The organism is Marinomonas sp. TW1, assembly GCF_001625355.1.
GTDB lineage: Bacteria > Pseudomonadota > Gammaproteobacteria > Pseudomonadales > Marinomonadaceae > Marinomonas.
Genome location: NZ_JSEE01000006.1, coordinates 42257 through 67696 on the forward strand (window position 1 = coordinate 42257; position 25440 = coordinate 67696).

The 25440-nt window shown below is 44.1% G+C and carries 24 protein-coding genes; 17 read left to right on the forward strand and 7 right to left on the reverse strand.

Annotated elements, in window-relative coordinates:
- Positions 1-428: 428 nt before the first annotated feature.
- Positions 429-1946, forward strand: coding sequence for a Ppx/GppA phosphatase family protein (locus tag OA79_RS06675; RefSeq protein ID WP_063332453.1), 1518 nt, complete (start codon positions 429-431; stop codon positions 1944-1946).
- A 40-nt stretch (positions 1947-1986) separates the two neighbouring features.
- Here the strand turns inward: OA79_RS06675 and OA79_RS06680 are convergent, their stop codons facing one another.
- Positions 1987-2295: a hypothetical protein gene (locus OA79_RS06680; RefSeq protein ID WP_063332454.1), complete on the reverse strand. Its 309-nt coding sequence runs from the start codon at positions 2293-2295 to the stop codon at positions 1987-1989.
- Positions 2296-2667: 372 nt separating this feature from the next.
- Here OA79_RS06680 and OA79_RS06685 point away from each other — a divergent pair, with 372 nt between their 5' ends.
- Complete coding sequence (locus tag OA79_RS06685) at positions 2668-4698, forward strand: hypothetical protein (protein WP_063332455.1); 2031 nt, start codon at positions 2668-2670, stop codon at positions 4696-4698.
- Positions 4699-4827: 129 nt separating this feature from the next.
- Here the strand turns inward: OA79_RS06685 and OA79_RS06690 are convergent, their stop codons facing one another.
- Complete coding sequence (locus tag OA79_RS06690; protein ID WP_063332456.1) at positions 4828-5211, reverse strand: septal ring lytic transglycosylase RlpA family protein; 384 nt, start codon at positions 5209-5211, stop codon at positions 4828-4830.
- A 574-nt stretch (positions 5212-5785) separates the two neighbouring features.
- Between OA79_RS06690 and OA79_RS06695 the strand changes: the two genes are divergently transcribed.
- From OA79_RS06695 to OA79_RS06755, 13 genes are all read left to right on the forward strand, one after another.
- Positions 5786-7345, forward strand: a complete 1560-nt coding sequence (locus tag OA79_RS06695; protein WP_063332457.1) for a type I restriction-modification system subunit M — start codon at positions 5786-5788, stop codon at positions 7343-7345.
- Positions 7342-8523: a restriction endonuclease subunit S gene (locus OA79_RS06700; protein WP_063332458.1), complete on the forward strand. Its 1182-nt coding sequence runs from the start codon at positions 7342-7344 to the stop codon at positions 8521-8523. The genes OA79_RS06695 and OA79_RS06700 overlap by 4 nt, the downstream gene beginning before the upstream one ends.
- Positions 8523-9878, forward strand: coding sequence for an AAA family ATPase (locus OA79_RS06705; protein ID WP_082825403.1), 1356 nt, complete (start codon positions 8523-8525; stop codon positions 9876-9878). Before OA79_RS06700 ends, OA79_RS06705 begins: the two co-directional genes overlap by 1 nt.
- 57 nt (positions 9879-9935) lie before the next feature.
- Positions 9936-10937, forward strand: a complete 1002-nt coding sequence (locus tag OA79_RS06710; protein ID WP_063332459.1) for a Fic family protein — start codon at positions 9936-9938, stop codon at positions 10935-10937.
- Between the two features lie 63 nt (positions 10938-11000).
- Positions 11001-14150, forward strand: a complete 3150-nt coding sequence (locus OA79_RS06715; protein WP_063332460.1) for an HsdR family type I site-specific deoxyribonuclease — start codon at positions 11001-11003, stop codon at positions 14148-14150.
- Positions 14151-14389: 239 nt separating this feature from the next.
- Complete coding sequence (locus tag OA79_RS06720; RefSeq protein WP_063332461.1) at positions 14390-14626, forward strand: Trp family transcriptional regulator; 237 nt, start codon at positions 14390-14392, stop codon at positions 14624-14626.
- On the forward strand, positions 14616-16019 hold the full coding sequence (locus tag OA79_RS06725; RefSeq protein ID WP_063332462.1) for an anthranilate synthase component I family protein: 1404 nt from the start codon (positions 14616-14618) through the stop codon (positions 16017-16019). The genes OA79_RS06720 and OA79_RS06725 overlap by 11 nt, the downstream gene beginning before the upstream one ends.
- Positions 16016-16678, forward strand: coding sequence for an anthranilate synthase component II (locus OA79_RS06730; RefSeq protein ID WP_063332463.1), 663 nt, complete (start codon positions 16016-16018; stop codon positions 16676-16678). The genes OA79_RS06725 and OA79_RS06730 overlap by 4 nt, the downstream gene beginning before the upstream one ends.
- A 143-nt stretch (positions 16679-16821) precedes the next feature.
- On the forward strand, positions 16822-17091 hold the full coding sequence (dhiT, locus tag OA79_RS06735; RefSeq protein WP_063332464.1) for a type II toxin-antitoxin system toxin DhiT: 270 nt from the start codon (positions 16822-16824) through the stop codon (positions 17089-17091).
- Positions 17085-17615: a type II toxin-antitoxin system antitoxin DhiA gene (dhiA, locus tag OA79_RS06740; RefSeq protein ID WP_063332465.1), complete on the forward strand. Its 531-nt coding sequence runs from the start codon at positions 17085-17087 to the stop codon at positions 17613-17615. Before dhiT ends, dhiA begins: the two co-directional genes overlap by 7 nt.
- A 59-nt stretch (positions 17616-17674) precedes the next feature.
- On the forward strand, positions 17675-18325 hold the full coding sequence (locus OA79_RS06745; protein WP_231908823.1) for a GDSL-type esterase/lipase family protein: 651 nt from the start codon (positions 17675-17677) through the stop codon (positions 18323-18325).
- Between the two features lie 21 nt (positions 18326-18346).
- Positions 18347-19195, forward strand: coding sequence for a diaminopimelate epimerase (gene dapF / locus OA79_RS06750; RefSeq protein WP_063332467.1), 849 nt, complete (start codon positions 18347-18349; stop codon positions 19193-19195).
- Between the two features lie 24 nt (positions 19196-19219).
- Entirely contained in the window at positions 19220-20044 is an 825-nt protein-coding gene (locus OA79_RS06755) for an AraC family transcriptional regulator (protein ID WP_063332468.1), read from the forward strand.
- A gap of 21 nt (positions 20045-20065) precedes the next feature.
- Here the strand turns inward: OA79_RS06755 and OA79_RS06760 are convergent, their stop codons facing one another.
- Positions 20066-20656, reverse strand: coding sequence for a LysE family translocator (locus OA79_RS06760; RefSeq protein ID WP_063332469.1), 591 nt, complete (start codon positions 20654-20656; stop codon positions 20066-20068).
- Between the two features lie 177 nt (positions 20657-20833).
- Here OA79_RS06760 and OA79_RS06765 point away from each other — a divergent pair, with 177 nt between their 5' ends.
- A complete protein-coding gene (locus OA79_RS06765; protein ID WP_063332470.1) occupies positions 20834-21172 on the forward strand; it encodes a hypothetical protein in 339 nt (112 codons plus the stop codon).
- Positions 21173-21177: 5 nt separating this feature from the next.
- Positions 21178-21753 carry a cysteine hydrolase family protein gene (locus OA79_RS06770; protein WP_063332471.1) on the forward strand — a complete coding sequence of 192 codons (576 nt, stop codon included), beginning with the start codon at positions 21178-21180 and terminating at the stop codon, positions 21751-21753.
- A gap of 6 nt (positions 21754-21759) precedes the next feature.
- Here the strand turns inward: OA79_RS06770 and fecE are convergent, their stop codons facing one another.
- The 4 genes from fecE to OA79_RS06790 are packed head-to-tail and all read right to left on the reverse strand — an operon-like array spanning position 21760 to position 25379.
- On the reverse strand, positions 21760-22527 hold the full coding sequence (fecE, locus tag OA79_RS06775; protein ID WP_063332472.1) for a Fe(3+) dicitrate ABC transporter ATP-binding protein FecE: 768 nt from the start codon (positions 22525-22527) through the stop codon (positions 21760-21762).
- 3 nt (positions 22528-22530) lie between these two features.
- Positions 22531-23493, reverse strand: a complete 963-nt coding sequence (fecD, locus tag OA79_RS06780) for a Fe(3+) dicitrate ABC transporter permease subunit FecD (protein WP_063332473.1) — start codon at positions 23491-23493, stop codon at positions 22531-22533.
- On the reverse strand, positions 23490-24491 hold the full coding sequence (locus tag OA79_RS06785; protein WP_063332474.1) for an iron chelate uptake ABC transporter family permease subunit: 1002 nt from the start codon (positions 24489-24491) through the stop codon (positions 23490-23492). Before OA79_RS06785 ends, fecD begins: the two co-directional genes overlap by 4 nt.
- On the reverse strand, positions 24492-25379 hold the full coding sequence (locus OA79_RS06790) for a Fe(3+) dicitrate ABC transporter substrate-binding protein (protein WP_063332475.1): 888 nt from the start codon (positions 25377-25379) through the stop codon (positions 24492-24494). It abuts the gene before it with no gap.
- Positions 25380-25440: the final 61 nt, after the last annotated feature.

Here is a 25440-nt window from a genome sequence, read left to right on the forward strand (position 1 = left end):
CAATGTATCAGCCACTCGGCACCAAAGAAACGAGCAATGTTTTTAAGGTATGCTCTATTTATAAGGGCCCGGATAGGGCTAAGCCAATACAGCGCGAAACAATTTGATTGGAATCTTTCAGAGGCCATTTATAGTTGGCTCTTCATCAAGACCATCCATACTATAGATCGACTTAAAGGGAAGGTCTATAGAGAAAACTAGGAAAAAAGCAATTTCTGGTAATTTTTTGATCAAAGTGGGGTTTTTAGGCCGTTGCAGAGGGAAAATAATTGTATGTTCTCTTGATTTTTTGAGAAAAGGTTTGATCGGCGATAAAAAAAGCCATCAATCTCATGGTTTTTATGAGCGGATCCATCAATGCTTGTTCGGTTAACTGATATACTCTCAACTCGACACCTTTTTGATTTCAGCAAGATAAGGTTTACTGGATGCAGTCACTCTTTTTGCAACAATCTCATGATTTCCCTTTCGAAAAAATAGCCGCTATTGATTTGGGCTCCAACAGTTTCCATATGGTGATTGCTCAAGTTACTCATGGGCAGCTTCGTATCACTGGCGAGTTTGGTGAAAAAGTACAGTTAGCAGCGGGCCTGGTAAACGATTATTTAGATGACGCATCGCAGCAGCGTGGTTTGGAATGCTTGGCGCGATTTGCTCAGGTTATCGAAGACATGCCACCTGGATCGGTGCGGGTAGTGGGCACCAACGCTTTGCGCGTGGCCAAAAATCGCTATGATTTTATTGGCAGTGCCATGGACATTATGAGTCACCCAGTGGAAATCATTGCTGGGCGAGAAGAAGCTCGATTGATCTACGTGGGCGTCTCTAACACCATGGATCATGGCGAATCCAAGCGTCTAGTGGTCGACATTGGGGGAGGGAGTACCGAGTTTATTATCGGTCAACAACTGGAACCCATTTTAACGGAAAGCTTGCACATGGGTTGTGTGAGTTTTGCGAAACGTTTCTTTAAAGAAGGTGTGATCTCCAAATCAAACTTCCAGAAAGCGGTAACGGCCGCTCGTCTTGAGCTACTGAGTATTCAAGATGATTATTTAGATGAAGCTTGGGACGTCTCCATCGGTTCCTCCGGTACCATTAAAGCGGCGTTTAATATTGTTAAAGAAAATAATTGGGGTAAGAAGGGCATTACGCCGAAAAACCTCAAACAAATTCAAAAAGCCCTATTTCAAGCAGGACATGCAGACAACATTGATCTAGTTGGCTTGAAGCCTGAGCGGAAAAGTACCTTTGCTGCAGGCATCGCTATATTAACCGCGGTGTTTGAATGTTTTGATATTAAGCAGATGGACTTTTCCAATGGCGCGCTCAGAGAAGGTGTGTTGTATGACATTATGGGGCGTTACGCGGAAACGGACATTCGTGAGCGTACCGTCAACTACATGTTGAATCAGTATCATATTGATACTGAGCAAGCGAAATTGGTCACGCAAACCGCGCTCTCTGCGTTAGCTCAGGTGAAAGATGACTGGGGATTGAGCAGTATTTCGAGTGAAGACTTGCTTCGTTGGGCTGGTTTGTTGCATGAAGTTGGTGTGGGGATTTCACATAGCCGCTATCACAAACATGGTGCCTACATTATTAGTGAATCTGATATGCCAGGCTTTTCACAGCAAGAACAACAGGCGTTAGCGAATTTGATCTTGCGCCATCGTCGCAAATTTACTCAATCTTTAGGATATCGTTTCACCAAAGGAGATCAGCAAGACCTAGATCGACTTTCGATTTTGTTGCGCTTGGCCATTTTGCTTCATCATGATCGCAAAGAAGGCGACATGCCGATCTTTACATTGAAAGCGTCTGAGAAAAGTTTGCATGCAGAGTTCTTGGCGGATTGGTTAGACAGCCGACCTTTGACTTTGGCGAACTTACAGCGTGAAGCAGAGGTTTTGGCACCTAACGGCTACACACTGACGTTTGAATAACCATGACAACGAGAGCCAACATCTTTCGTGGTGATGTTGGCTAATTCAGCTTTTCGATGGTGCGGTACAAGGCCGCTACTTCTTCCCTTTGTAAACCTGTGACTCGTGACATTCGGCCAATGCTGGAAGTCACTTGTACGGACTCCTTACCTTCCTCTTCTTTCCCTTGTTTGTGTCCTTTGGTTTCATCTAATTGAGACTGGGATGACGATAATAGCTGCTTTGCTTGTTCCGATAAATCTACGGCAGGTTCTTGCTCTTGTTGTGATGATGTTTGCGGCCGCACTTCTGCTGCCGGCTGAATCGTCGGTATGGTGAGGCGATTTAATGGTATGGATGAAATCGACACGGCAATACCCCGACAGTCATCTAAGACACAACTTTGCAAATAAGCTTAGTACAAAGATTAACTTTATGTTTGAATTAGTGTAATTTTTTGTTATTGCAGTGTCAGTATTATTATCCATTCCGAAAATTCAGTGTGATTTGTAAACAATAAGCCAGATTGAAGTGCTCAGACAAAAGATTGATGAAAGCGGATAAAAATTTTGCATTCTGTCTCATCATATTCGTGCCTTTGTTATATAAGGATGATATTGTTTGAGTATAGATATTGAAAAAAACGTGCATTTAACAGAGCAAAAAGTTTGTTTTCTTAATGCCTGAGTCGCGAAAAACAGATCGCCTGTTGTAAGTAAATTGCTTCAAAAAAGGATGCCACATGAGTCAAGACAACCTGCCAATAGAACACCTCTATTACACGGAACCGAATCTAGAGAAAATCTTAGAAAATTTGGACGTTGTTCGCGGTCAGATTCACCCACCGGTGACGACAGAAGGCGCACAAAATAGTGATCAGGTTTTTCCGTCAGTCTGTCTGATTGGTTTAGGGCGTTGTGGCTCTAATATCGCTTTAGATGTGGCGTCTTTGGTATACGATGCGCGCGCAAATTATATGCGTGAAGTGGAAAATCAAGAGCTGTTAGATACCGAACGTGAATTCCGCCCGATGCGTTGGATTCGCAAGCATTTGCCCATTGAAGGTAAAGATGGTTTTAAGCCGGTATTCTTAATTGAACCGATCGTCTTACTGGGTGACTTAGACAAAGACATCGAAGGCCGTATTCGTTTTTCAAACCAAGAAGGCCGCGAGCAATTCTTGGAAGAATATAAAAAATTACAAATCATGGATTTATCTGAAGTCCATGCTGGTGGTGCCGGTAACGCACCTATCCTTGGTCAGTATCTTGCGAAAATCATTCTGAATAAGGATACCTCGACCTTCCGTAACGAAGATTGGAAGCATCTGCATTCCTACTTGGTGGATTCTTGTGGTATCAAAGCCAACCAATCTCGCTTGTACTTTTACATCTTTAGTGCGGGCGGTGGTACCGGTTCAGGTATGGCCTCTGAGTTCGGCTTGGCGCAGCAATTCTCATACTTAAGCAAAACCTTTGATTACCGTTCTGACCAATCGCAATTGGTGGATAAGCGCCACAGCTTTGTCTTTGAGCCTATTTTTACCTCTGGTATTTGTATCTTGCCGAATATTTCCGGTAAGAACGTGGAAATCTCAGAAGCTTTGCACATCAATGCGGGTCGTTTGTTGACGAAATACATCTCGGAAGAGTGGAATTTCTCTTACAACGAAGAGCGTGAAGAAGATGAAGTACCTGCCGATGTGATGGAGCGTATTCGTCCTTGGAACTCCATGATGCTAATTTCAAACGACATTATGCGTTATGCGGAAGAAGAAGATGGCGGCGATGCCGATAGTATTGATGTGAATACGATGGAGAAATACGCAAACCAATATATTTCTCAGCAAATCTTCAACATCCTGACGGCGCAAGCGGTGACAACGGATTACGATGAAGATTACTTCCGTCGTGCAGGGATTGATATTTCAGAAACCATTCGTTTGGATGCCAATGACTTGTTTATGAGTTTGGCGGGCCCAGTTGCTGTCGCTTATGCCGAGAGCGTAGTGGGACCTGGTGTTCATCAGGATATGGTCGACATTGATGACTTATTCTGCCGTTCGATTGAATTGCCTCACTTTAACGAAGACACATCGGCGATTGAAGGGGTGAGTGTCTTGCCTGTTGAATCAGATCGTTACCGTCAAGCCATTAAGGATTTCCGTAAGAGTGGTTATGACATCACCAAATTGAGTGACTTGCACTTCTTCAAAAACTGTTCGTCTATTGTGTCGATCATTTCTTTGCCACGTGACTTCAAACTGTCTTTCACTGCGTTAAACCGGTTGAAAATGCACTTGAACCGCTTGTGTCCAAACACCACGCTTAAACGTTATGCCTTGGTGATTGGTGCGTCAGCGAATCTATCATTAACCACCTTGATTGCTAAGAGCCCATGTTTGAGTGATGACTTCTTAACGCTGATGGTGGCTTACATGAAGCGTTGTTTTGCAAAAGATGATTACCGTTACACAGATGAAGTGGACCAAGCGATCATTGACATGATTCAAATGGAAGACTTTGACGACAGTTTGGTCGACAAATATTTCAACAGTCACGAAAATCCAGCCAAAATTTTGGATACGAACTGGTACGCGATCAAGCCTATGTATGAGAAAAAATACCGTGAATTGATCGACAATACGCAGCAGTTTGTGTCCATCAACGACATTCGTTTGGACATTGATAATGTTCGAAATGCGATCAAATATCTGCGTGAGATTTATCGTCACCGTATTAGTAAGACCAACGTGCTTACGCTTAATGGCTAAGTGCTTTAAGCATGTAAAAAACGCCTACTGGAACGTTCAGTAGGCGTTTTTTTATGCCTTTTGCATCGAGGTCTAGGTTAGGTCGATTCAATAGATAATATAATTCTAGTTAAGTTGGTCTCAACTTAACTAGTGACCCATCACTGTCACCTTTACATCTACCACTCCCGCGCGAGTGTTGGCGATGCGCTGAAATGCGGTTTTACTCAGATCAATCACGCGACCTCGAACAAATGGCCCTCGATCGTTTACACGTACTATGACACTTTTCTCATTGTCTAAATTGGTCACCCGTACCTGAGTGCCAAAAGGTAAGCGTTTATGGGCAGCTGTCATGGCGTTTTGATTAAATGGCTCGCCACTTGCCGTGGTTCGGCCATGGTATTTGTCCGCATAATAGCTCGCGCCACCTTCTTCGGAAAAGCCCGCAGTATTCTTGTGACTGATTGGCCCGCTGGAACAAGCAGACAATAAAAGTACTGTACTAGACAGACTAACAAACCGAGCGAACATAAAAAAATTCCCAAATAAAAGTCGATGATTCTATGCAGTGAAGCCTATTAAAATCCAGCCTTTGTATGACCTTTTAAAAAGCTTTGCGGAATCGTGACAGAAACAGGCATTCAGCAAACAAATAACTGACTTATGGGGTGTTTGAGAATGGTTAAGGAGAACAGGGTCAGATCTGATAAAGCGCTATGTCATTGAAATGACGGTTGTGGAGGGTGCTGATCTATTGAGTCAGGTTATAGTATTTTCTCTAATCTCCCCCCCTTTTTTGCTTTTGGGGGGCAATTTTGCGTTTTTCTTAACCTCAAATAGCATTGTTCCAATGAACGTAATACATCAATATGATCTGAACCTAAGGGGGATTTTGCTAGGAAACTCGCGTTTGGTGCGTATTGATATAGGCAGCGCGGCCATCTTTAACATTCGTTGACTGAGTGCCATGTTCTTGAAAGAGTGTTGTCTTATATGCCGTATGACATAGATTTTTCCATAGAAACAGAGCTTTAGTGGTAAATAAATCCATGATAAATCAGTTATCATTGGGGCAATATTAGTATAGATAAACAGGAATAAACTGATGACAAGTTTACAACAACGAGCCGAACTTCAACGCCAAATATGGGCGATTGCCAATGATGTACGAGGCTCAGTGGATGGCTGGGATTTCAAGCAGTACGTACTGGGCTCTTTGTTCTATCGCTTTATCAGCGAAAACTTTGTTGGCTACATTACCGGCGGTGATGAAAGCGTTCATTATGCGGCCATGTCGGACGATGACAAAAACCTAGCGCTGGCTAAAGAAGATGCGATTAAAACCAAAGGCTATTTTCTTTACCCTAGCCAGTTGTTTAGCAATGTGGCGGCCAATGCACATAAGAACGAAAATTTAAATACGGATTTGGCGGCGATTTTTGCTGCAATCGAAAACTCAGCCAATGGCTATGATTCAGAAAAAGACATCAAAGGCTTGTTTGCGGATTTTGATACCACCAGTAATCGTCTGGGTAATACGGTAGAGGCAAAAAACAAACGCCTAACAGCTGTGTTAAAAGGCGTGGCGGGGCTAAACATTACCCAGTTTGAAGATAATGAAAATGACCTGTTTGGTGATGCTTACGAGTTTCTTATTTCAAACTATGCCGCCAATGCGGGTAAATCCGGTGGCGAATTTTTCACCCCTCAGCATGTGTCAAAACTCATCGCACAGCTTGCTATGCACGGCCAAACCAGTGTCAATAAAATTTACGACCCTGCGGCGGGTTCAGGCTCGTTGCTGTTACAAGCTAAAAAGCACTTCGATGCGCATATCATTGAAGAGGGTTTTTTTGGCCAAGAGCTCAATCACACCACCTACAACTTGGCGCGTATGAACATGTTTTTGCACAACATTAATTACGACAAGTTTAATATTCAGTTGGGCGATACCTTAACCGAACCGCACTTTTTAGAAGACAAACCCTTTGATGCCATTGTTTCTAACCCGCCTTATTCGGTGAAATGGATGGGGAACGACGACCCAACCCTAATTAACGACGACCGCTTTGCCCCCGCAGGGGTACTGGCACCCAAATCCAAAGCCGACTTTGCCTTTGTGCTGCATGCGCTCAGCTACCTATCAAGCAAAGGCCGCGCAGCCATTGTTTGCTTCCCCGGTATTTTTTACCGTGGCGGTGCGGAGAAGAAAATCCGCCAGTACCTAGTAGATAACAACTACGTTGAAACCGTGATTTCATTGGCACCTAACCTGTTCTTTGGCACCACCATTGCTGTGAATATCTTGGTGCTGTCTAAACATAAAACCGATACCACCACCCAGTTTATTGATGCCAGCGGACTGTTTAAAAAAGAAACCAATAACAACGTGCTGACTGAGCAACACATCGAAGACATCATGAAGGTGTTTGCCAGCAAAGAGAATGTGGATCACTTTGCCAAATCCGTTGATTTAGATGTCATTGCGAAAAGTGACTACAACCTTTCGGTAAGTAGCTATGTGGAAGCGAAAGACACTCGTGAAGTGATAGATATCATTAAGCTTAATGCCGAGCTTAAAACTACCGTTGCTAAAATCGACCAACTTCGTACTGATATTGATGCCATTGTGGCGGAAATTAACGGTGAGGAGCTTGAGGCATGAGTCATTTGAGCTACATGGAGAAACTGCTGGATGGAGTTGAGGTGGTGTGGAAAGCTCTAGGCGATGTAGCAGACTATTCTCAAACGCGAGTAGATGCGTCTTGTTTATGTGCATCGTCTTTTGTTGGAGTAGATAACCTTGTTGCTAACAAAAGCGGGCGTGTCGACGCAACCTATATGCCTAATACAGAGCGTTTGACCGCATATGAAATTGGAGACATCCTACTCGGCAATATTCGTCCATACCTCAAGAAAGTTTGGAAGGCGACCAGCTCAGGTGGCTGTAGTGGTGATGTACTCGCTATTCGAATATCGGAAAACTTCAAGGGAATGGTAAGCTCTGATTATCTCTATTACCTTTTGTCTTCAGACGCATTTTTCACGTACAACATGCAGCATGCTAAGGGCGCCAAAATGCCGCGTGGGAACAAAGCTGCGATCTTAAATTTCCAAATCCCCATCCCATGCCCAAATAACCCAGAAAAATCGCTGGCAATACAAGCTGAAATTGTGCGTATTCTGGACGCATTTACCGCCATGACCGCCGTGTTGACCGTCGAGCTTAACCTACGCAAAAAACAATACAACTACTACCGCGACCAGTTGTTGAGTTTTGAAGAGGGTGACGTTGAGTGGAAGGCACTAGGGAAAATCGCAGAAATAAATACTGGTCAGAAACCATCTGAAATCTTGGATACAGAGGCGGAGTTTGATTATATCAATGCTGGGACAACTAGGTCTGGATATTGTGCTCTGAGTAATTGTGAGGGCGATACTGTGACGACCCCATCAAGAGGGCAAGGTGGCATTGGCTTTGTTGGTTACCAAAATAAGTCATTTTGGTTAGGTCCCCTTTGTTACAAAATACGGTCTATAGATAACAAAATACTAATCAATAAGTACCTTTTTTATATTCTTCAGTCGAAAAATCAACTGTTATTAGGATTAAAAAAAGAAGGTGGTGTTCCAGCAGTGAATAAATCTGATTTGGCTAAGTTAGAAATTCCTGTTCCTTCTATTACAGAACAGGAGCGAATTGTGGAAATTTTAGATAAGTTTGACACGTTAACCACTTCAATCCAAGAAGGTCTGCCCCGCGAAATCGAGTTACGTCAAAAGCAATACGAGTATTATCGAGACTTGTTGTTGAGCTTCCCGAAATCAGATGAGGCGGCCTAATGAGTAAAGTGCTAGCGAAAATAGCCCAGCAATTAGGCACGCCACGACATTCAGAAAAAATCGTGACTGAAGAAAAAACAAAAATTCCAGCCAAGAAAATCGAAGAAACTAAGCCTGTTCCCAAAGTGCAGTTGATCTATGCCTTTAATGGCACAGGTAAAACGCGTTTATCACGAGCTTTTAAAGAGGAAATATCTCCTTCTATACAAGGTGCTAATATTGAAGGCGACGTTGAAAAAACTCGTTATAAGTTCCTGTACTACAACGCATTTACGGAAGACCTGTTTTATTGGGATAACGATTTAAAAGAAGATTCAAGGCCCAAGTTAAAAATACAACCAAATACTTTTACGGGTTGGTTGATAAACTTGCTAAAAGAGTTAGGCGAAGACGGCAACATCGCTACAAACTTTCAACGTTATACTGGTAGCAAAGCTACCCCGATATTTAACGAAACATACAAAACTAAAATTGATGGAAAGGAAGTAACGATACCCGCGTTTTCTGAGGTCACTTTTCAAGTAGCCGCGAATGAACTAGTTAACTATGAGGGTGCTATTGACGCTACTGATGGTGTTGAAAATGTGGTTCAGGGTAAATACGAAGTAATAAAAATTTCAAGAGGTGAGGAAAGTAACTTTGTTTGGAGTGTTATGTATACTCTTTTAGAACAAGTTATTTCCACCCTTAATGAACAAGATGTTACCAATAGGATTACTGATAAGTTTAATGCTTTAGAATACGTATTTATTGATGACCCCGTGAGTTCATTGGATGATACTCACCTGATTGAATTGGCTGTTGATTTAGCTAACTTAATCAAAAGAAGCCATTACCATGAGGGGAAAGGTCTAAGATTCGTCATTACAACACATAGCCCATTGTTTTATAACGTCTTACACAATGAGTTCAATAACGACCTTGAAAACCCAGTAAAAGGTAGCCGCCCAAAGTGGTTGTATAGACGCAATCAAGCAGAAAAGTATAGGCTTGTTAAAAATGCTGACGGAACTTTCGAACTGTTCAATTCGAATGATCACCCCTTTTCCTATCATCTATTCTTATTGTCTGAAATTCGTGAGGCTATTAAAAATAATCAGGTTAGAAAGTACCACTTTTCATTCATGAGAAATATCTTAGAAAAAACTGCTACATTCCTTGGACACCCGCGCTGGGAAGTTCTTTTGGAAAAGACTACTGACGGCTCTCCTGATCCTTTCTCAAATAGAATTCTTAACTTGTCCAGTCACTCTGCGCATGCAGGGGAAGAAGTTACAGATATTGAAGAAAAAGATAAGGAAAATCTTGAAGCTCTAGTACAACGCTTAATAAAAAACTATGGTTTCAAGCAGTAAGGAGACGTAAATGCCAAACCTTAGTCTACAAGATGACAAGAGTAAGGAGTCAGCCTAATGGCCTATCAACCGCCGTTTACCATTACCACCGAGATTCTCAACTTGGTGGCTCAAATCAGCCAACAAGTCGGCGAGTTAAACGCCAGCCAGCTTAATGCCTCGCCGCAACTACGCAAACAAAACCGCATTAAAACCATTACTGGCACGCTGGCGATTGAAGGCAATACCTTAACTGAAGAGCAAATCACCGCAATTGTTGAAGGTAAGCCCGTGTTGGGTAGCGTGCGCGAGCTGGCCGAGGTAAAAGGCGCTATTGCTGCTTATGATTCCCTTCCTACCTTTACACCTAGCGCCATTGACGATTTACTCACTGCTCACGGTTTAATGTTGTCAGATGTTCTAGTGAATGCGGGTGAGTTTCGCAGTAAAGGCGTGGGTATCCATAAAGGGGGTGTGGTGCACCACGTTGCACCGCCTGCCCATCAAGTTTCTGGTTTAATGGCGGATTTAATCCAATGGCTCAAGCAAACAAAAGATCACCCTTTAATTGCCAGTTGTGTATTTCATTATGAATTTGAGTTTATTCACCCCTTTGCCGATGGTAACGGTCGTATGGGGCGGTTATGGCAAACGCTGATTTTGTCTAAGTGGCATCCGTTATTTTTATCCTTGCCGCTAGAAAGTGTGATTAAAGACCACCAGCAAGCGTATTATCACGCCCTTGAGCAGGCCGATAAGCATGCGGATAGCACGCCTTTTATACATTTTATGTTATCGGTTATTCAGCAAACGCTCGTGCAAAACGCCTCTGTAAATGCCTCTGTAAAAGAGGGCCAAAACGCCCCTGTAAATACTCTTGTAAATGTATCAGGCCTTAAAACGCCTGAGGCTATTTTAGCATTGCTGAGTAGCACGCCTGAGCTGACCCGACAGCAACTTGCTGATACTTTGAATAAAGACGTGAGAACCATTGGTCGCGCTATTAGCAAACTGCAAAAAGAAGGTAAGTTAACCCGAATAGGCTCAGATAAAACCGGCCATTGGCAAGTCACTGAATAATGCGATGCAGTAGCTATTTCCATTTTGGAAAATACCACGGCTAACCAAAAGGGATGTAAACGAATGACAACGTATAAAACGGTTGCAGAATCGAATAACTTTATTGTGTTAGATAAATACACTAAAGAATGGCAGGTTAACGAAAACTTCCAAAGCGAAGGTGATTTAGAGCGCGAGTTCATTCAGGATCTAAGCAACCAAGGTTATGAGTATTTACCCACACTAAAGACGCCAGATGCCATGATGGCGAATGTGCGCAAGCAGCTACAAGTACTGAATAAAGTTGAGTTTACCGATGCCGAATGGATTCGCTTTGGCGAGCAATACCTGAACACACCAAGCGACAATACTCTTGATAAAACTCGCAAGGTGCACAGTGATTATATTTTCGATTTTGTCTTTGATGATGGCCATATCGAAAACATCTACCTGTTCGACAAGAAAACCATTGCTCGTAACAAAGTGCAGGTGATCAAGCAGTTTGAACAAACGGGCAGCCATGTCAACCGTTACGATGTGACGATTTTGGTCAATGGTTTGCCTTTGGTACAAATCGAACTGAAAAAGCGTGGTGTGGCGATCCGTGAGGCGTTTAACCAAATACATCGCTACACCAAAGAAAGCTTTAATGCCGATAACTCGTTGTATAAGTTCTTACAGCTGTTTGTGATCTCGAATGGTACTGATACGCGCTATTTTGCTAATACCACTAAGCGGGACAAGAACAGCTTCGACTTCACCATGAACTGGGCGAAATTCGATAATGAAACGATTGAAGATTTAAAAGACTTTACCGCTACCTTTTTCCAAAAAAAGACGCTGCTTGAAGTTATTTTGCGTTACTCAGTGTTTGATGTCAGCAACACCCTGCTCGTAATGCGCCCATACCAAATTGCCGCCACTGAGCGCATTTTATGGAAAATCAAAAGTTCTTTTAACGGTAAAGACTGGGCTAAGCCTGAAAGTGGTGGTTACATTTGGCATACTACAGGTTCAGGCAAAACGCTCACCAGCTTTAAAGCCGCACGTTTAGCTACGGATTTAGACTTTATTGATAAAGTCTTCTTTGTGGTGGACAGAAAAGACCTCGATTTTCAAACCATGAAAGAGTATCAGCGGTTCTCGCCTGATAGTGTGAACGGTTCAGACAGTACCTCTGGGCTGAAAAGCAACTTGGATAAAGACGATAACAAGATCGTCGTCACCACGATTCAAAAGCTGAATAACTTAATCAAAAGTGAAAGCGATTTAGCTATCTACAACAAGCAAGTTGTCTTTATTTTTGATGAGTGCCACCGTAGCCAATTTGGTGAAGCCCAAAAGAATTTGCAAAAGAGGTTTAAGCGCTTCTATCAATTTGGCTTTAGTGGTACACCTATTTTTGGTGATGACATTGTTGATGGCAAAGTAATCCGTAAAGGGAATGCATTAGGTGCAGAAACCACGGGCAGCGTATTCGGTCAGCAGTTGCACACTTATGTGATCACCGATGCCATCCGTGATGAGAAAGTACTCAAGTTCAAAGTGGACTATAATGATGTTCGCCCACAATTTAAAAGTATTGAAACTGAGCAGGACGATAAGAAACTCAGCGCCTTTGAAACCAAGCAAGCATTTTTACACCCTATTCGTATTCGTGAAATATCCCAGCACATTCTGAGCCATTTTAATCAAAAAACTCACAGAGCTTATTCCGGTGCGAAAGGGTTTAATGCCATGTTTGCGGTCAGCAGTGTTGATGCGGCGAAAGCGTATTATGAAACCTTTAAAAAATTGCAGGCCGAGGTTGAAAATACCCCGACCATTAAGCCTCTGCGCATTGCGACTATCTTCTCATTTTCGGCCAACGAAGAGCAGGACGCCATTGGCGATATTTTAGATGAGAGCTTTGAAGTCAGTGCCATGAACAGCAGCGCCAAGGAGTTTCTGAGTGCTGCGATCACTGACTACAACGCTATGTTTAAATCTAATTATGGCGTGGACAGTAATGGCTTTCAGAATTATTACCGTGACCTTGCCCAGAGAGTGAAGAATCAAGAAATAGATCTGCTCATCGTGGTGGGGATGTTTTTAACGGGCTTTGATGCGCCTAAGCTCAATACCTTGTTTATAGATAAAAATTTGCGCTATCACGGTTTGATGCAAGCGTTTTCTCGTACGAACCGTATTTATGATGCAACCAAAACCTTTGGCAATATTGTTACCTTCCGAGATTTGGAACAGGCTACTATTGATGCGATTACTTTGTTTGGTGATAGTAACACCAAAAATGTCGTGCTGGAGAAGAGCTACAAAGAGTACATGGAAGGCTTCAAAGATATTCTTACTGGCCAAGAACGCCGAGGCTTTTTGACAATTGTCAAAGAGTTAAAAGAACGTTTTCCTAATTCTGAGAGCATTGCCGGAGAACAGGACAAAAAAGATTTTGCCAAGCTTTTTGGTGAATACCTAAAGGCTGAGAATATTTTACAAAACTACGATGAATTTGCTGGTTTAAAAGCACTGCAAAACTTAAATCTTAGTGATGAACAAGCGGTTGAAGAATTTAAAGCCAAGTACTATCTAAATGATGCCGACATCGAGAGCATGCAAACCATCGACATGCCTAGCGAGCGAGCTATTCAAGATTATCGCTCTACTTACAACGATACCCGTGATTGGTTGCGTCGTGAAAAAGAAGGCCAAGACAAAGATAAGTCAACACTAGATTGGGATGATGTGGTCTTTGAAGTGGATTTGCTTAAATCTCAAGAAATAAACCTCGATTATATTATTGGGTTACTTTATGAGCACAATAAGAAGAACAAAAATAAAGCGTGGTTAATCGAAGAAGTTCGACGCTTGATCCGCAGTAGCATTGGTAATCGCGCAAAAGAAGGTCTAGTTGTTGACTTTATAAACCAAACAGACCTTGACCAAATCGCTGATAAAGCGAGTGTTATAGATGAGTTTTATAAATTTGCTCAAGAGCAGTTAAAGCGAGAGGCTGCTGAAATTATTGCCTCAGAAAATCTAAATGAAGCGGCAGCTAAGCGTTATATTGCCTCATCACTTAAGAGAGAGTATGCCTCTGAAAATGGTACTGCGCTTAATGAAGCACTACCAAAACTCAGCCCATTGAACCCACTGTATCGAACCCAGAAACAAACAGTTTTTCAAAAAATCGCCGCTTTTGTTGAAAAATTCAAAGGTGTGGGCAGGCAGCTTGAATAAGTTGCAAGTGTTGAAGAATTTAATTTTGAGTAAAGGTTTGAGTCCTCAATATTGAACTTGCCTCATTGGTTGGACTTTTTGTACTAGTTCTCGAGACTCCTTTAAGGTGGTTCTCATTACAAATGAGAGTCATCTTCAGTCACCAACTTAATTAAGAATCACCACCTTCTTTTCTTGCATCCTTTATATGAAAACTATATTGTACTAGTACGTGAATACAAGAATGGTAAACTCTGCCTATGCAGCCATTAATTGAATTTTTAAGCCAAGTCGATGATCAAGCTTTGTTAGAAAAGCGTCTGCGTGCTTTGTTGACGCCGAATGAAATTAACGAGGTGTTGCATCGCTTACAGATTTTGTCTCTGTTGGAGCAGGGTGTGCCTCAACGGGATATTGCGAAACAGTTAGGGGTTGGTATTGCCACAGTGACACGTGGCTCCCGAGCATTGAAGGAATTGAAAGAAAATGAGTCCTGAACAAAACAAACAACCGCCTCGCATCGAGCTACCGCGTAAACCAAAGTACGTGACCATCAGTTCCGATTGCGATTTTTTTGGTTTATTTAAAAAGATAGAAAAGCGTTTTGAAAACTGCTTTATGTTGGAGTCTCTTGGGGAAGAAAGTTTTATTTCTCGTCATTCCATCATTGGTTTTGATCCTGAAAAATTGTTGTGGGCCGAAGGTAAGCAGCTCTTCATTCAAGAGCGTGATGGCGCAACGCAAGCTTATGAGTCGGACAACCCTTATTATTTATTGCGCAGTATCGTGCCACAAAATATCTTGTCTCGAGGCTTTGCTGGTGGTCTGACGGGCTATATTGGCTACGACAGTATGAATTATTTTGAGCCGAGTTTAGACCTGCAAGCCAGTGACATGTTTGATGCGTTCCGTTTTGGTTTGTATACCGACGGGCTGATTCTAGACAAGATGACCGGCGAAGTTTTCTATTTTTATTATGAAAATAATCGCTTGGATTTGGTCAATCAAATGATGGCAGAAACCACGCCAGAAAATGGGCCTTTGGTGGTGCGACCATTGGGAGAGTCGATGACCAAAACTGATCATGCGGATGCCGTTGCTAAGGTGAAGCAAGACATCGTTGAAGGCAAGATCTTCCAGTGTGAAGTGGGCTTTAAAAAGTGGTTCGAGCTGGAAGGCGACACCATCAACCTTTACGAGGAATTGCGCGAGGTCAACCCTTCGCCACAGATGTATTACATCAAATTTGCTGAGCAGAAAGTCATCGGTGCCAGCCCTGAATTATTGTTCCGAGTGCGTCAGGATGAAATGGAGACCTTCCCATTAGCGGGCACAGCGAAGCGTGGTGCGGATGAAAAAGAAGACACGGCGTTGGCCCGAGCTTTGCTGAATGATCCGAAAGAAATTGCCGAACACAATATGATTGTCGATCTGCATCGTAATGACATTGGCCGTGTGGCGCGCTTTGGTACGGTAAAAGTACGTTCTCTCATGGACATCAAACGTTTCAGTCACGTGCAGCATATTTCCAGTGAGATCGTTGGCATTATGGCGGAAGAGCATGACATGTTTTCGGCCTTAGCCAGTAACTTCCCTGCCGGTACCTTGACTGGCGCACCCAAAATTGAGGCGATGAAAATCATCGATGATTTGGAAGGTGATGGTCGTGGCCCTTATGGTGGTGCGGTTGGTCAGTTTTCTTTTAACGGTGATTGTATGTTTGCGATTCCGATTCGTACTGTATTTGCCAATGGCAATAAAGCCTATGTGCAAACCTGTGGCGGGAATGTGTACGATTCAAACGCCGAAGATGAATACGAAGAAATTCAGCGTAAGTTTGCCGGAACCAAGCGAGTATTAGACAGTTTCAGTGAAGGAGCGAAAGAATGAAAATTTACATCATAGACAATTACGATTCCTTCACTTACAACCTGTACCAATTCATTGGTGAAGTGTTGCAAACAGAGCAGAGTCAGGGGCATATCGAGCAGTTTGAAGTGATTGTAAAGCGTAACGATGAGGTGACGCTGGAGGATATTCGACAAGCGGCCCCAGATCGTATCATCATTTCACCAGGGCCTGGTTCACCAGACGATAAAGCCTATTTTGGTGTGTGTGCTGATGTGATCTTAGAATTTGGCAAAACCACGCCTTTGATGGGCGTATGCTTGGGCATGCAGGGAATTTGTCATGTGTTTGGTGGCAAGGTGGTCAAAGCGCCATTGCCTATGCATGGCAAAACCAGTCCAATTCAGCACAATGGCGAAGGGATTTTTCATGATATTCCAGACCAATTGGAAGTCATGCGTTATCACTCGCTGATTGCCGAGGCAGAAAGCTTTCCAGAGGTGTTGGAAGTGACCGCTGCGGTGGGCAGTTTGAGTGCTGAGGCGTTTGCCAATCTTAACGGTATTCGCCAAGGTGGCGAATTTGAGATCATGGGCGTGCGCCACAAAGAATATCCGATTCAAGGTATACAATTCCATCCCGAATCCTTTGCGACTGAAGGCGGTAAGGATTTGATTAAGAACTTTCTGTTTCAGGTTTGATGAGTTAGAAAAGACTCGATTCTTGAAGTAATAGAAAAGCAGTACTTATTGTTGGGTGCTGCTTTTTTTTGCCTAAAAAATAGCCTTGTCTCTTTTGAGAGACTATACTGTAGTTTTATCCATATAAATATCGAGGGGTAAGGATGCCTGAGGTCGATGCGCTATTAGGATTGTCGTTTTGCTTATATTTTTTTGATAATCAACAGCACAAGTTACCGCATTTACACGTGAAATATGGTGACTATGAATTGATTATTGCGATAGAAACAAGTGAATGCTTAGAGGGGTATTTGCCTAATAAGCAGCGTAAGCGTGCTGAAGCTCACATAAGTATGCATAGAGAGCAATTTATGCAGATATGGAATAAAGCTGTGAAGGGTCAGAATCCGGGGAAATTGGAGGATTTATGTTAAAAATTGTTGATGTCGACTGGGCTAAAGATCACATCTTAGTATTAACCTTTAGTGACGGATTTGAAGGCGAAGCAGACTTGTCTGATTACTTTTCAAAACCACCATTTGCTAACCTGAAAGATTTTAAACGCTTTGCTTTAACCTCAGATGGCGACTTGAGCTGGAATGGGAATGAACTGACTGCCACGACACTACGGGGCATCACAAAAGGAGCTTATCAGGTTGCTATGCGGCTTGATGTAGAGCAAATGGAAGAAGTGATTAAACAGGCGTCATGGGACTCTATGAAAGAAGGTCGTCCAGATATCTTGCAAGCTGCCATTCGCTCTTATGTTGAGTTATTTGGCCATCGTGCCGTTATAGCAAGAGCGGGTATTAAAAGTAGAACCAGTGCTTATCGGTCTTTAAAGCCTGAAACCAAGCCCAACTTTGCCACCTTGGTACAACTTGCCCATGCGGTGATTGAAATTGCTAAAGAGCGAGTTGGGGAGTCGCTGTCAAACTCGACCATTGTTTCGGATTAGGGGCGATTCAAGAGAATGAATGAAAAATACCTAGACACACCAATAGATGGAAGATGTTTATGACGCCTGTCTCATTGCAAATAATGCCGCAACAAGCGATATGGTGGCTGCCAAGACACCAAGCTAAATTACAGGAAAAGGCGGCTATGAATAGGGTTGATCTGGTGTTTCTAGGAGACTCCATTATGCAGGCTTGGGAGAAAGAAGGAAAAGCCATATGGGAAACCTATTATCAGCCGAGAAAGGCGCTTAATTTGGGTTTTAATGGTGATAGAACCGAGCATGTGTTGTGGCGTTTACAGCATGGTGAAGTGGATGACCTTTCCCCTAAGTTGGTCGTGCTATTGATCGGTACAAACAACACGGGACATCGAATGGATAAGCCGCAGGAAACCGCTCAAGGTATTAGAGCGATTTTGACCCTGCTGGCGGAAAAATTACCTCATACCAAAGTGCTGTTGTTGGCCATTTTTCCTCGCAGTGCGCGACCGACGCAAAAGTTGAGAGTATTGAATCAGCAAGTGAATGACCTTATTAAAGACTATGCGGATGATCAAAACGTCTTCTTTGTGGACCTTAATCATTATTTTTTAGATCAAAATGGCGGCTTAACCAGTAATGTGATGGATGACTTTTTGCATCCTAATGCACATCAGTACAAGGTTTGGGCACAGGCAATGGAACCTTATATCGAAAGATTCATGTCCTAATTCAAATTGTAGAGGTAATCAGTGAAGTTTCGAAAATACCATGCGTTGGGGAATGTCTATTTAGTGGTGTCGCCAGAGGCGTTTCCAGATGAGCCAGCAGGGTTGAAGATCAAAAATATCTGTCATAGCCATTATGGCGTCGCATCGGATGGTGTGTTAATCGGACCATTTGAATCGGATGTGGCGAATTTTGGTTTGCGTATTTTTAACCCAGATGGCAGTGAAGCGGAAAAGAGTGGCAATGGTCTGCGTATTTTCTGTCGAGCATTGTGGGACTTGGGGCTGGTGAAGGATCAAGAATTTACCATTGAAACCCTAGGTGGTGTGGTGAAGGCTCAGGTGCTTGAAAAGGGAAAACGAGTTGCGGTAGAAATGGGGCAGGTGTCCTTTCATAGCCAAGACATTCCGATCTGGGGTGACCCTCGTGAGGTGTTATTGGAAGAGTTAAATGTGATGGGCATGCAGCATTTTTACAGTGGTGTGACCATAGGCAATCCGCATTGTGTGATTCTGACAGACGAAGCGACAGAGACCAAAGCAAAAGAGTTTGGTCCATTGATTGAACATCATCCGAATTTCCTCAATCGTACTAATGTGCAGTTCGTACAGGTAATTGATCGTCATCGCATTGCGGTCCAAATTTGGGAGCGTGGCGCTGGCTATACTTTAGCATCGGGCAGCAGTAGTTGTGCTGCGGCGGCGGTGGCGTATAAGTTGGGATTGTGTGATGCTCGTGTTGAAGTCATGATGCCTGGCGGTCAAATCGACATAGAGATCAGTGATGATTTTCGCATCAGTATGAACGGTCCTGTGACGTCAGTGTGTCATGGTGACATTGACGAGGAATGTTTGGCTCAGGTCTTTCATTAGGTGGATTTAAATGAGGAATACGTCATGAAACCTTCTACCCATCCTATTTTCTGGCGAGATGATTGCTTGCCTTTTGTGGAGCTTAGGCAAGTCCTTGATGGGCGTCTGGTGAGTTATGCGCCTCATACCCATGAGACTTGGTCGATTGGCGCTATTTTGTCTGGTCGAAGTGAATTCTTATGTGTGAATCGACTGCATGCGGTGCAAAAAGGGCATTTGGTAATGATGAACCCTGAGGAAGTGCATGCTTGTAATCCATTACAAGATTCACCTTGGGCATATTACATGATGCACCTAGATAAGGACTGGCTGGCTAGCATGTTATTTGATCATCAATTGAAAGATCAGCTTGAGTGGCAAGATACTCGCTTAGATACTTTGCTAGATGAGGTTTTATATGAGGATTTTGTCTGTCTTTGTGGTCAATTGATGAACAATGATCTTAGCCACCAAGAGAAAGAGCAATCATTGATTGAATGGCTGTGTTCGTTATTTCATCGACTTAATCAAAGCGTAGCGGTTACGTCAAGCAGCTTGTCCTATAACCCTCTTTATCAAGTGGCCAATTATTTGAACGAACATTGCTTGGAGGATACGCCCATCGCCGAAATTAGCCACAAATTTGGTTATAGTACGAGCTATTTGGTGCGTTCATTTAAACGCCATTTCTATCTTACACCACACGCTTATCGCTTAAATCGTCGTGTGCAACTCGGACAAAAAGCACTGAAAACAGGCCAGAGCATTGTAGACGTTGCCCACAATGTTGGCTTTAATGATCAAGCCCATTTTCAACGGGTATTTAAACAGCGTGTTGCCGCCACGCCAGATCAGTATCGTCGTTCTTGAAGCTGCCTTAAATCAACAGTCTTAAATCAAGATATAGACACTACTGCCCGCCAATAAGATCGCAAGGCTACGGTTGAGCCAACGCATTTTGGCTGGGCTTTGGAAGTACTGCCCGAGCAACATACCAATGGCGACCCAAACTCCCAAAGAAAGCCAGCATATAGGTAAGTAAAGCCCAGCGAATACTAGGATGTCGTTGGTGTCCGCATTGGGAACATACACCGCAATACCTGATACCGAAGCGAGCCAAGCTTTGGGGTTGACCCACTGAATCATGGCACCGGTCATGAAGCGAGGCGCAGATTGACTTTGATGTGTGCTCAAATCCCCTTGATCACGCCATAACTGGAAGCTTAGGTAAAATAAAAAGCCGGTTCCCAGCCATTTTAAAATTTTGGTGAGTTGCGGTAAGACGTCGAGCATTTGATGCAAACTAAAACCGACTAGCAAAAACAGCACAATAAAACCAAGGCTGGCGCCGGTGACGAAATTAAGCCCAGCCTTCAAACCATAGCGAGCACTGCAACTTAGAGATACTAGGTTCACCGGTCCAGGAGAAAGGGAGGCGGCTAAGGCAAATAACGACATGGAGATGATGAGAGATAAGGTCATAATGACATCCTTAAAACGTTAGTGAAAACATGCCCTAGTATGTCTCTGTCGGCTTTTTGGGTATTGAACAAAATTGACCTGATGGTTTTCATCTCGAAATCAGCAGAGTATGCTCAATGCGCTTTAGGTAAATAGAGCCCACGTGCTAACAAGCGGATAAATGGTTAGGAATGGATTATGTTAAAACAGGTGTTTTTGTTGGTGATCATCATGCTGTCGCAGACTGTCATGGCACAATCGCAGTTGATAAATGAGCCGTCATCGAGTCTCGATCAAACGGTATTTGAGCTGGAACGTAGCAATGCGATTTTGCAATTATCGAAAGCCTCGTCGGAAGAGTTGAATACTCTGCGTGATGAGGTGACGGCTGTACGTGATAGAGTCGATTTCTTATCCAATCTGGTGTTTCTGTTAGTGGTGGCCTTATTGATGTTAGGTTGGCGATCACACAAGCAGCATCAGCGTCTTGAGCAATTAGAACGTCAGCGGATGGAAGGGTTGAGTGTGAAGGAGTAAAGGGTATGAATTGCGTTGGTTTAATGATTGTCGATATGCAGCAAGGAATGTCTTGGCCACAAGCTGGGGAACGTAATAATCCAGATGCAGAGCATAATATGGCTGAATTATTGGCTCATTGGCGTGCGGCACATGCTCCGATTATTCACATTCGTCATTTATCGACAGAACCAGACTCTTTATTTTGGCCAGAACAAGAAGGCGTCTTGTTTCAAGAAGCATTCGAACCGCTAGACGGTGAAAAAGTGATGGAGAAAAGTGTGCCAGACGCCTTTATTCATTCCGACCTTGCCGCTTGGCTGGCAGAGCAGCAAATAGACTCGTTGGTGATTGTCGGCGTCAGTACGAATAATTCGGTGGAATCGACGGTACGCTCAGCAGGCAATTTGGGCTTTAACGTATACGTAGTGGAAAGCGCCTGTTTTGCTTTTCAGAAGGAAGACTTTTTTGGTCTCGTTCGCAGTGCCGACGATGTGCATGCTATGTCTCTGGCGAACCTTCATGGGGAATACGCCACCGTGATTAGCCAAGATGAAGCATTTGCTTTATTGCCACAGGATAAAGTGCCTATGCGCAAATAACGGATCTTATTCCACAACGCACATTGGCGTTTTAGCGATAGGATCCTGATGAATTTGCGCCTCCAGTGAGAAGACGGACTTTAACAGTTCTCGGGTGAGTACGTCGGAGGGCAAACCTTGTTGAATGATTTGCCCTTCTTTCATCACAATTAAATGATCACAGTAACGGGCCGCTTGGTTAATGTCGTGCAAGACGGTAATGATGGTTTTACCTTGTTGATTAAGGCGTCGCAGCAGATGCATGAGTTCAACTTGGTGATTGAGATCCATATAAGTCGTCGGTTCATCCAGTAACAAATAAGGCGTATCTTGCGCCAGTGTCATGGCCAGCCAAACACGTTGACGTTGACCACCAGACAATTCACTTACCAATTGTTCTGCCAGTTCTGATATCCCTGTTTCTTGCATGACCTGATGAATGATATCTTGATCCGTTTGATTGGTTCTTCCCCAGAATCCTGTGTAGGGGCTGCGGCCATAGGCGACTAAGTCTTTCACTTTAATGCCTTCAGGGATTGGCTGAGTTTGCGGTAACAACGCAAGTTGTCTGGCCAATTGTTTTGACGGAATCTCATGTAAAGCCTTGCCTTGCCATTGAACCTCACCTTGCATGGGGGTTAATAAACGCGCTAAGGCTTTTAACAGAGTCGATTTACCGCAACCATTTGGCCCTAGCAAGGCGATAATCTTGCCTTCAGGTAGGTCCAGGTCAATGTGTTTCACAATGGCTTTCTGGTGATAGCCAACCGATAAGTGTCGAGTGCTAAGTGACATAAACTATTTGGACCTCAAGAGTAACCACAAGAAATACGGTGCCCCAATAATGGCGGTCATAATACCAGCGGGGAGTTCAATTGGCGGATCTATGGTTCTGGCTACCAGATCGGCAAGCAACAGCAAAATTGCCCCAACCAGCATGGTAGCGGGGAGCAAGGCTTGATGGCGACCGCCGACCAGTTTGCGAGTTAAATGTGGTGCGACCAAGCCTAAAAAGCCAATCGGGCCACAAATGGCGACGCAAGACGCCGTCAATCCCACTGCAATGGCTAACGCCGCTAAGCGAACGGCGTTAGTGTGAGTTCCTAAGCTGGTGGCGTGTTCATCACCAAGGTGTATCAAATTAAGTGGTTTGGCGAGCCAAAGTGCTGCAGGTATTAATACCAACCAAGGTAAGAGGAGACTCAATTGCGTCCAACCACGCCCCCATAAGCTACCGGTCAGCCACAATAGAGCGTTATTAATCTCTAAGGGTTTGACCAGCATAAGAAAATCCACACAGCTGGCATAAAGGGCGGCAAGAGCCACACCGGTTATGGCTAACTTGACCGTGGTGCTATGTTGACCGCACAAACGCCATAGCACAATAGCGGCTAAAAAACTGCCTAATAGGGCGACAAGAGGTAGCCATTCAATGGCTGCATCGGGGAAAAAGGTCATGTATATGACCGCGGCTAATCCGGCCCCATGACTAACCCCTAGAATGTCTGGTGAGGCTAACGGGTTGCGAATGACCCCTTGCACTAATGCGCCAGCCAGCGCCATCATAGCGCCAACTAATAGCGCTATGATGATGCGTGGGAAACGGTATTCATGAATGGTGAAGTGGTTTGGATTTGTGTGGTCCAAAAAAGCGTCGACAATCGTGTCTAATGGCACAGAGACGGCGCCGAAGAGTAAATTGGTGATGATGAGCAACAGAGTAAGGAAGCCAAGAATAAAAAAGCAGGACACGAGTCTCATAAGGTCTTCTTTCTCACCAGATAAATGAAGAAAGGCGCGCCGATTAAGGCGAGGATGGCACCAGCGGGCGTCTCCATCGGAAAGATAATGGCGCGACTTAAGGTGTCGGCAAGGGCGACTAAGCTAGCGCCCAATAAGATTGCAATGGGTAAGAAACGTCGATGATCTTGGCCAATGAGCAGTTTGGCCATATGGGGCACCAACAAGCCGACAAAACTGATTGAACCGACGGCACCAAGAGAAGCGCCGACTAACAGGAGAACAAGAAAACTTCCGATCAGTTTCACACATCCGATGGAGACACCTAAATTTCGGGCGTTATCATCACCTAATTGCAGCAGGTTCAGACTGGGAGACAATAGGCTTGCCCCCAATAGTCCGACAACTGCCACTGGCCAAAAAGCGTCAAATGTCTGCCAACGGGCGTCCGTTAAGCTGCCGGCCAGCCAAGTAATCACAGCGGAAGCTTGATCTTCCTCAATAATCACCAGCGCTTTGGTTAAGGCGGCACACAGTGCAGAGATCGCCACGCCAGCAAGGACCAGCCGACCTTGTTCGTTTCCCGTTCGCCAACCACTGCCGAGCAGCATGACTAAGCTCCATGCCAAGCCGCCGCCTATCATGGCCGCCACAGTCGTACCGAGTAAACCAAACCAAGGTGTGATCGTAGAGACTAAAGCCATGCCGAGAGCCGCTCCTGCATTAACGCCTAACACGGAAGGGGAAGCCAGAGGGTTAAGGGTGAGCCCTTGCATAATGACCCCAGCGGCGGCTAAACAGGCACCAACCAACAAGGCAACCAGCACTCTGGGCAAGCGCAAATCTCGTACTATGTGTTGTGCAATGCTGTCTTGATCAAACTGATACAAGGCTTGCAGCGCATCAAGAGGAGAAATAGTAATGCTCGACCAAGTAAACAAGCTAAGCCAACTGATCAACAGCATAAGACTGGCCAAGGCTAGGCATTGGCCAGTGAGTGTAAAAGAAGAGAATTTCATCTAGGGTACAAGTATGTCCACTAAGTCCTGGCTCATGCGTTCGGCCGCCATAATGCCTCGGCACCGGGACCAAGTATTCGGATTGACTTGATAAATGTGATTCTGACGCGCGGCTTGTAGTACTGAAAATAGTGGTTCATTGCGCCACTTATCAATGATGCTTGGGGTGACGTAATTGCCAATGATGAGGTATTCCGGATTAATGGCCACCAGTTGTTCCAAACCCGTTTGACGATACGCGGTATCATCACGACCGGTTTCCGCATTGGCTAAGCCCAAAGCATGAATGACACCGCCAGCATAAGAGTCTTTGGTGTGTAAAAACAAGGCGTCATCTCGTGCTACGCCGAATTGCACTTCAATCTTTTGAGGTAACTGCTGAGCATATTGTGCCATGGTTTTTCGATGCTGCTGCAATCGTGCTTGCATGGCTTGGTCTTTGCCAATGACCTTACCTATGATGGCTGCGGCCTTTAAACTGTCTTCATAGGTTTCGCGACGAGAAGGCAGAATTAAGGTCGGAGCAATTTTTTGCAGATCGGCATACACGGCTTCGTGTCGACTAATATCGGCAATGATTAAATCTGGTTTTAAAGAGGCGATGACTTCCATGCTAGGCTGCGAGCGAGTACCAACGGATGTCCAGCTGCCAATCACATCTCTCACTTCTTTGAGAACGCGATCGGCTTCTTTATCATCGGCAATGCCAACAGGACTGACATCGACCGCAGCGAGCGCATCCGCGAAAGAGAATTCCAAAACGACAATACGTTTGGGTTGATAGTCCAGTGTGAAGAGGCCTTTGCTATCCTCTACAGTCACGGCCGTCGCGGTAAAGGAAACGAGAATAAAGTACGTAGACAGGATGACGGAAAGCCAACGTTTCATGATTTCGCCTAATTGGTTAAAGAATATATTAATAATAACACTTCTCAATCAATTTTTGTCG

Bases quoted from the DNA above. Each gene is read 5' to 3' on its own strand.
- OA79_RS06675 (WP_063332453.1), top strand. From the start codon at position 429: ATGCAGTCACTCTTTTTGCAACAATCTCATGATTTCCCTTTCGAAAAA.
- OA79_RS06685 (WP_063332455.1), top strand. From the start codon at position 2,668: ATGAGTCAAGACAACCTGCCAATAGAACACCTCTATTACACGGAACCG.
- OA79_RS06690 (WP_063332456.1), bottom strand. From the start codon at position 5,211: ATGTTCGCTCGGTTTGTTAGTCTGTCTAGTACAGTACTTTTATTGTCT.
- OA79_RS06695 (WP_063332457.1), top strand. From the start codon at position 5,786: ATGACAAGTTTACAACAACGAGCCGAACTTCAACGCCAAATATGGGCG.
- OA79_RS06700 (WP_063332458.1), top strand. From the start codon at position 7,342: ATGAGTCATTTGAGCTACATGGAGAAACTGCTGGATGGAGTTGAGGTG.
- OA79_RS06705 (WP_082825403.1), top strand. From the start codon at position 8,523: ATGAGTAAAGTGCTAGCGAAAATAGCCCAGCAATTAGGCACGCCACGA.
- OA79_RS06710 (WP_063332459.1), top strand. From the start codon at position 9,936: ATGGCCTATCAACCGCCGTTTACCATTACCACCGAGATTCTCAACTTG.
- OA79_RS06715 (WP_063332460.1), top strand. From the start codon at position 11,001: ATGACAACGTATAAAACGGTTGCAGAATCGAATAACTTTATTGTGTTA.
- OA79_RS06720 (WP_063332461.1), top strand. From the start codon at position 14,390: ATGCAGCCATTAATTGAATTTTTAAGCCAAGTCGATGATCAAGCTTTG.
- OA79_RS06725 (WP_063332462.1), top strand. From the start codon at position 14,616: ATGAGTCCTGAACAAAACAAACAACCGCCTCGCATCGAGCTACCGCGT.
- OA79_RS06730 (WP_063332463.1), top strand. From the start codon at position 16,016: ATGAAAATTTACATCATAGACAATTACGATTCCTTCACTTACAACCTG.
- dhiT (WP_063332464.1), top strand. From the start codon at position 16,822: ATGCCTGAGGTCGATGCGCTATTAGGATTGTCGTTTTGCTTATATTTT.
- dhiA (WP_063332465.1), top strand. From the start codon at position 17,085: ATGTTAAAAATTGTTGATGTCGACTGGGCTAAAGATCACATCTTAGTA.
- OA79_RS06745 (WP_231908823.1), top strand. From the start codon at position 17,675: ATGACGCCTGTCTCATTGCAAATAATGCCGCAACAAGCGATATGGTGG.
- OA79_RS06755 (WP_063332468.1), top strand. From the start codon at position 19,220: ATGAAACCTTCTACCCATCCTATTTTCTGGCGAGATGATTGCTTGCCT.
- OA79_RS06760 (WP_063332469.1), bottom strand. From the start codon at position 20,656: ATGACCTTATCTCTCATCATCTCCATGTCGTTATTTGCCTTAGCCGCC.
- OA79_RS06765 (WP_063332470.1), top strand. From the start codon at position 20,834: ATGTTAAAACAGGTGTTTTTGTTGGTGATCATCATGCTGTCGCAGACT.
- OA79_RS06770 (WP_063332471.1), top strand. From the start codon at position 21,178: ATGAATTGCGTTGGTTTAATGATTGTCGATATGCAGCAAGGAATGTCT.
- fecE (WP_063332472.1), bottom strand. From the start codon at position 22,527: ATGTCACTTAGCACTCGACACTTATCGGTTGGCTATCACCAGAAAGCC.
- fecD (WP_063332473.1), bottom strand. From the start codon at position 23,493: ATGAGACTCGTGTCCTGCTTTTTTATTCTTGGCTTCCTTACTCTGTTG.
- OA79_RS06785 (WP_063332474.1), bottom strand. From the start codon at position 24,491: ATGAAATTCTCTTCTTTTACACTCACTGGCCAATGCCTAGCCTTGGCC.
- OA79_RS06790 (WP_063332475.1), bottom strand. From the start codon at position 25,379: ATGAAACGTTGGCTTTCCGTCATCCTGTCTACGTACTTTATTCTCGTT.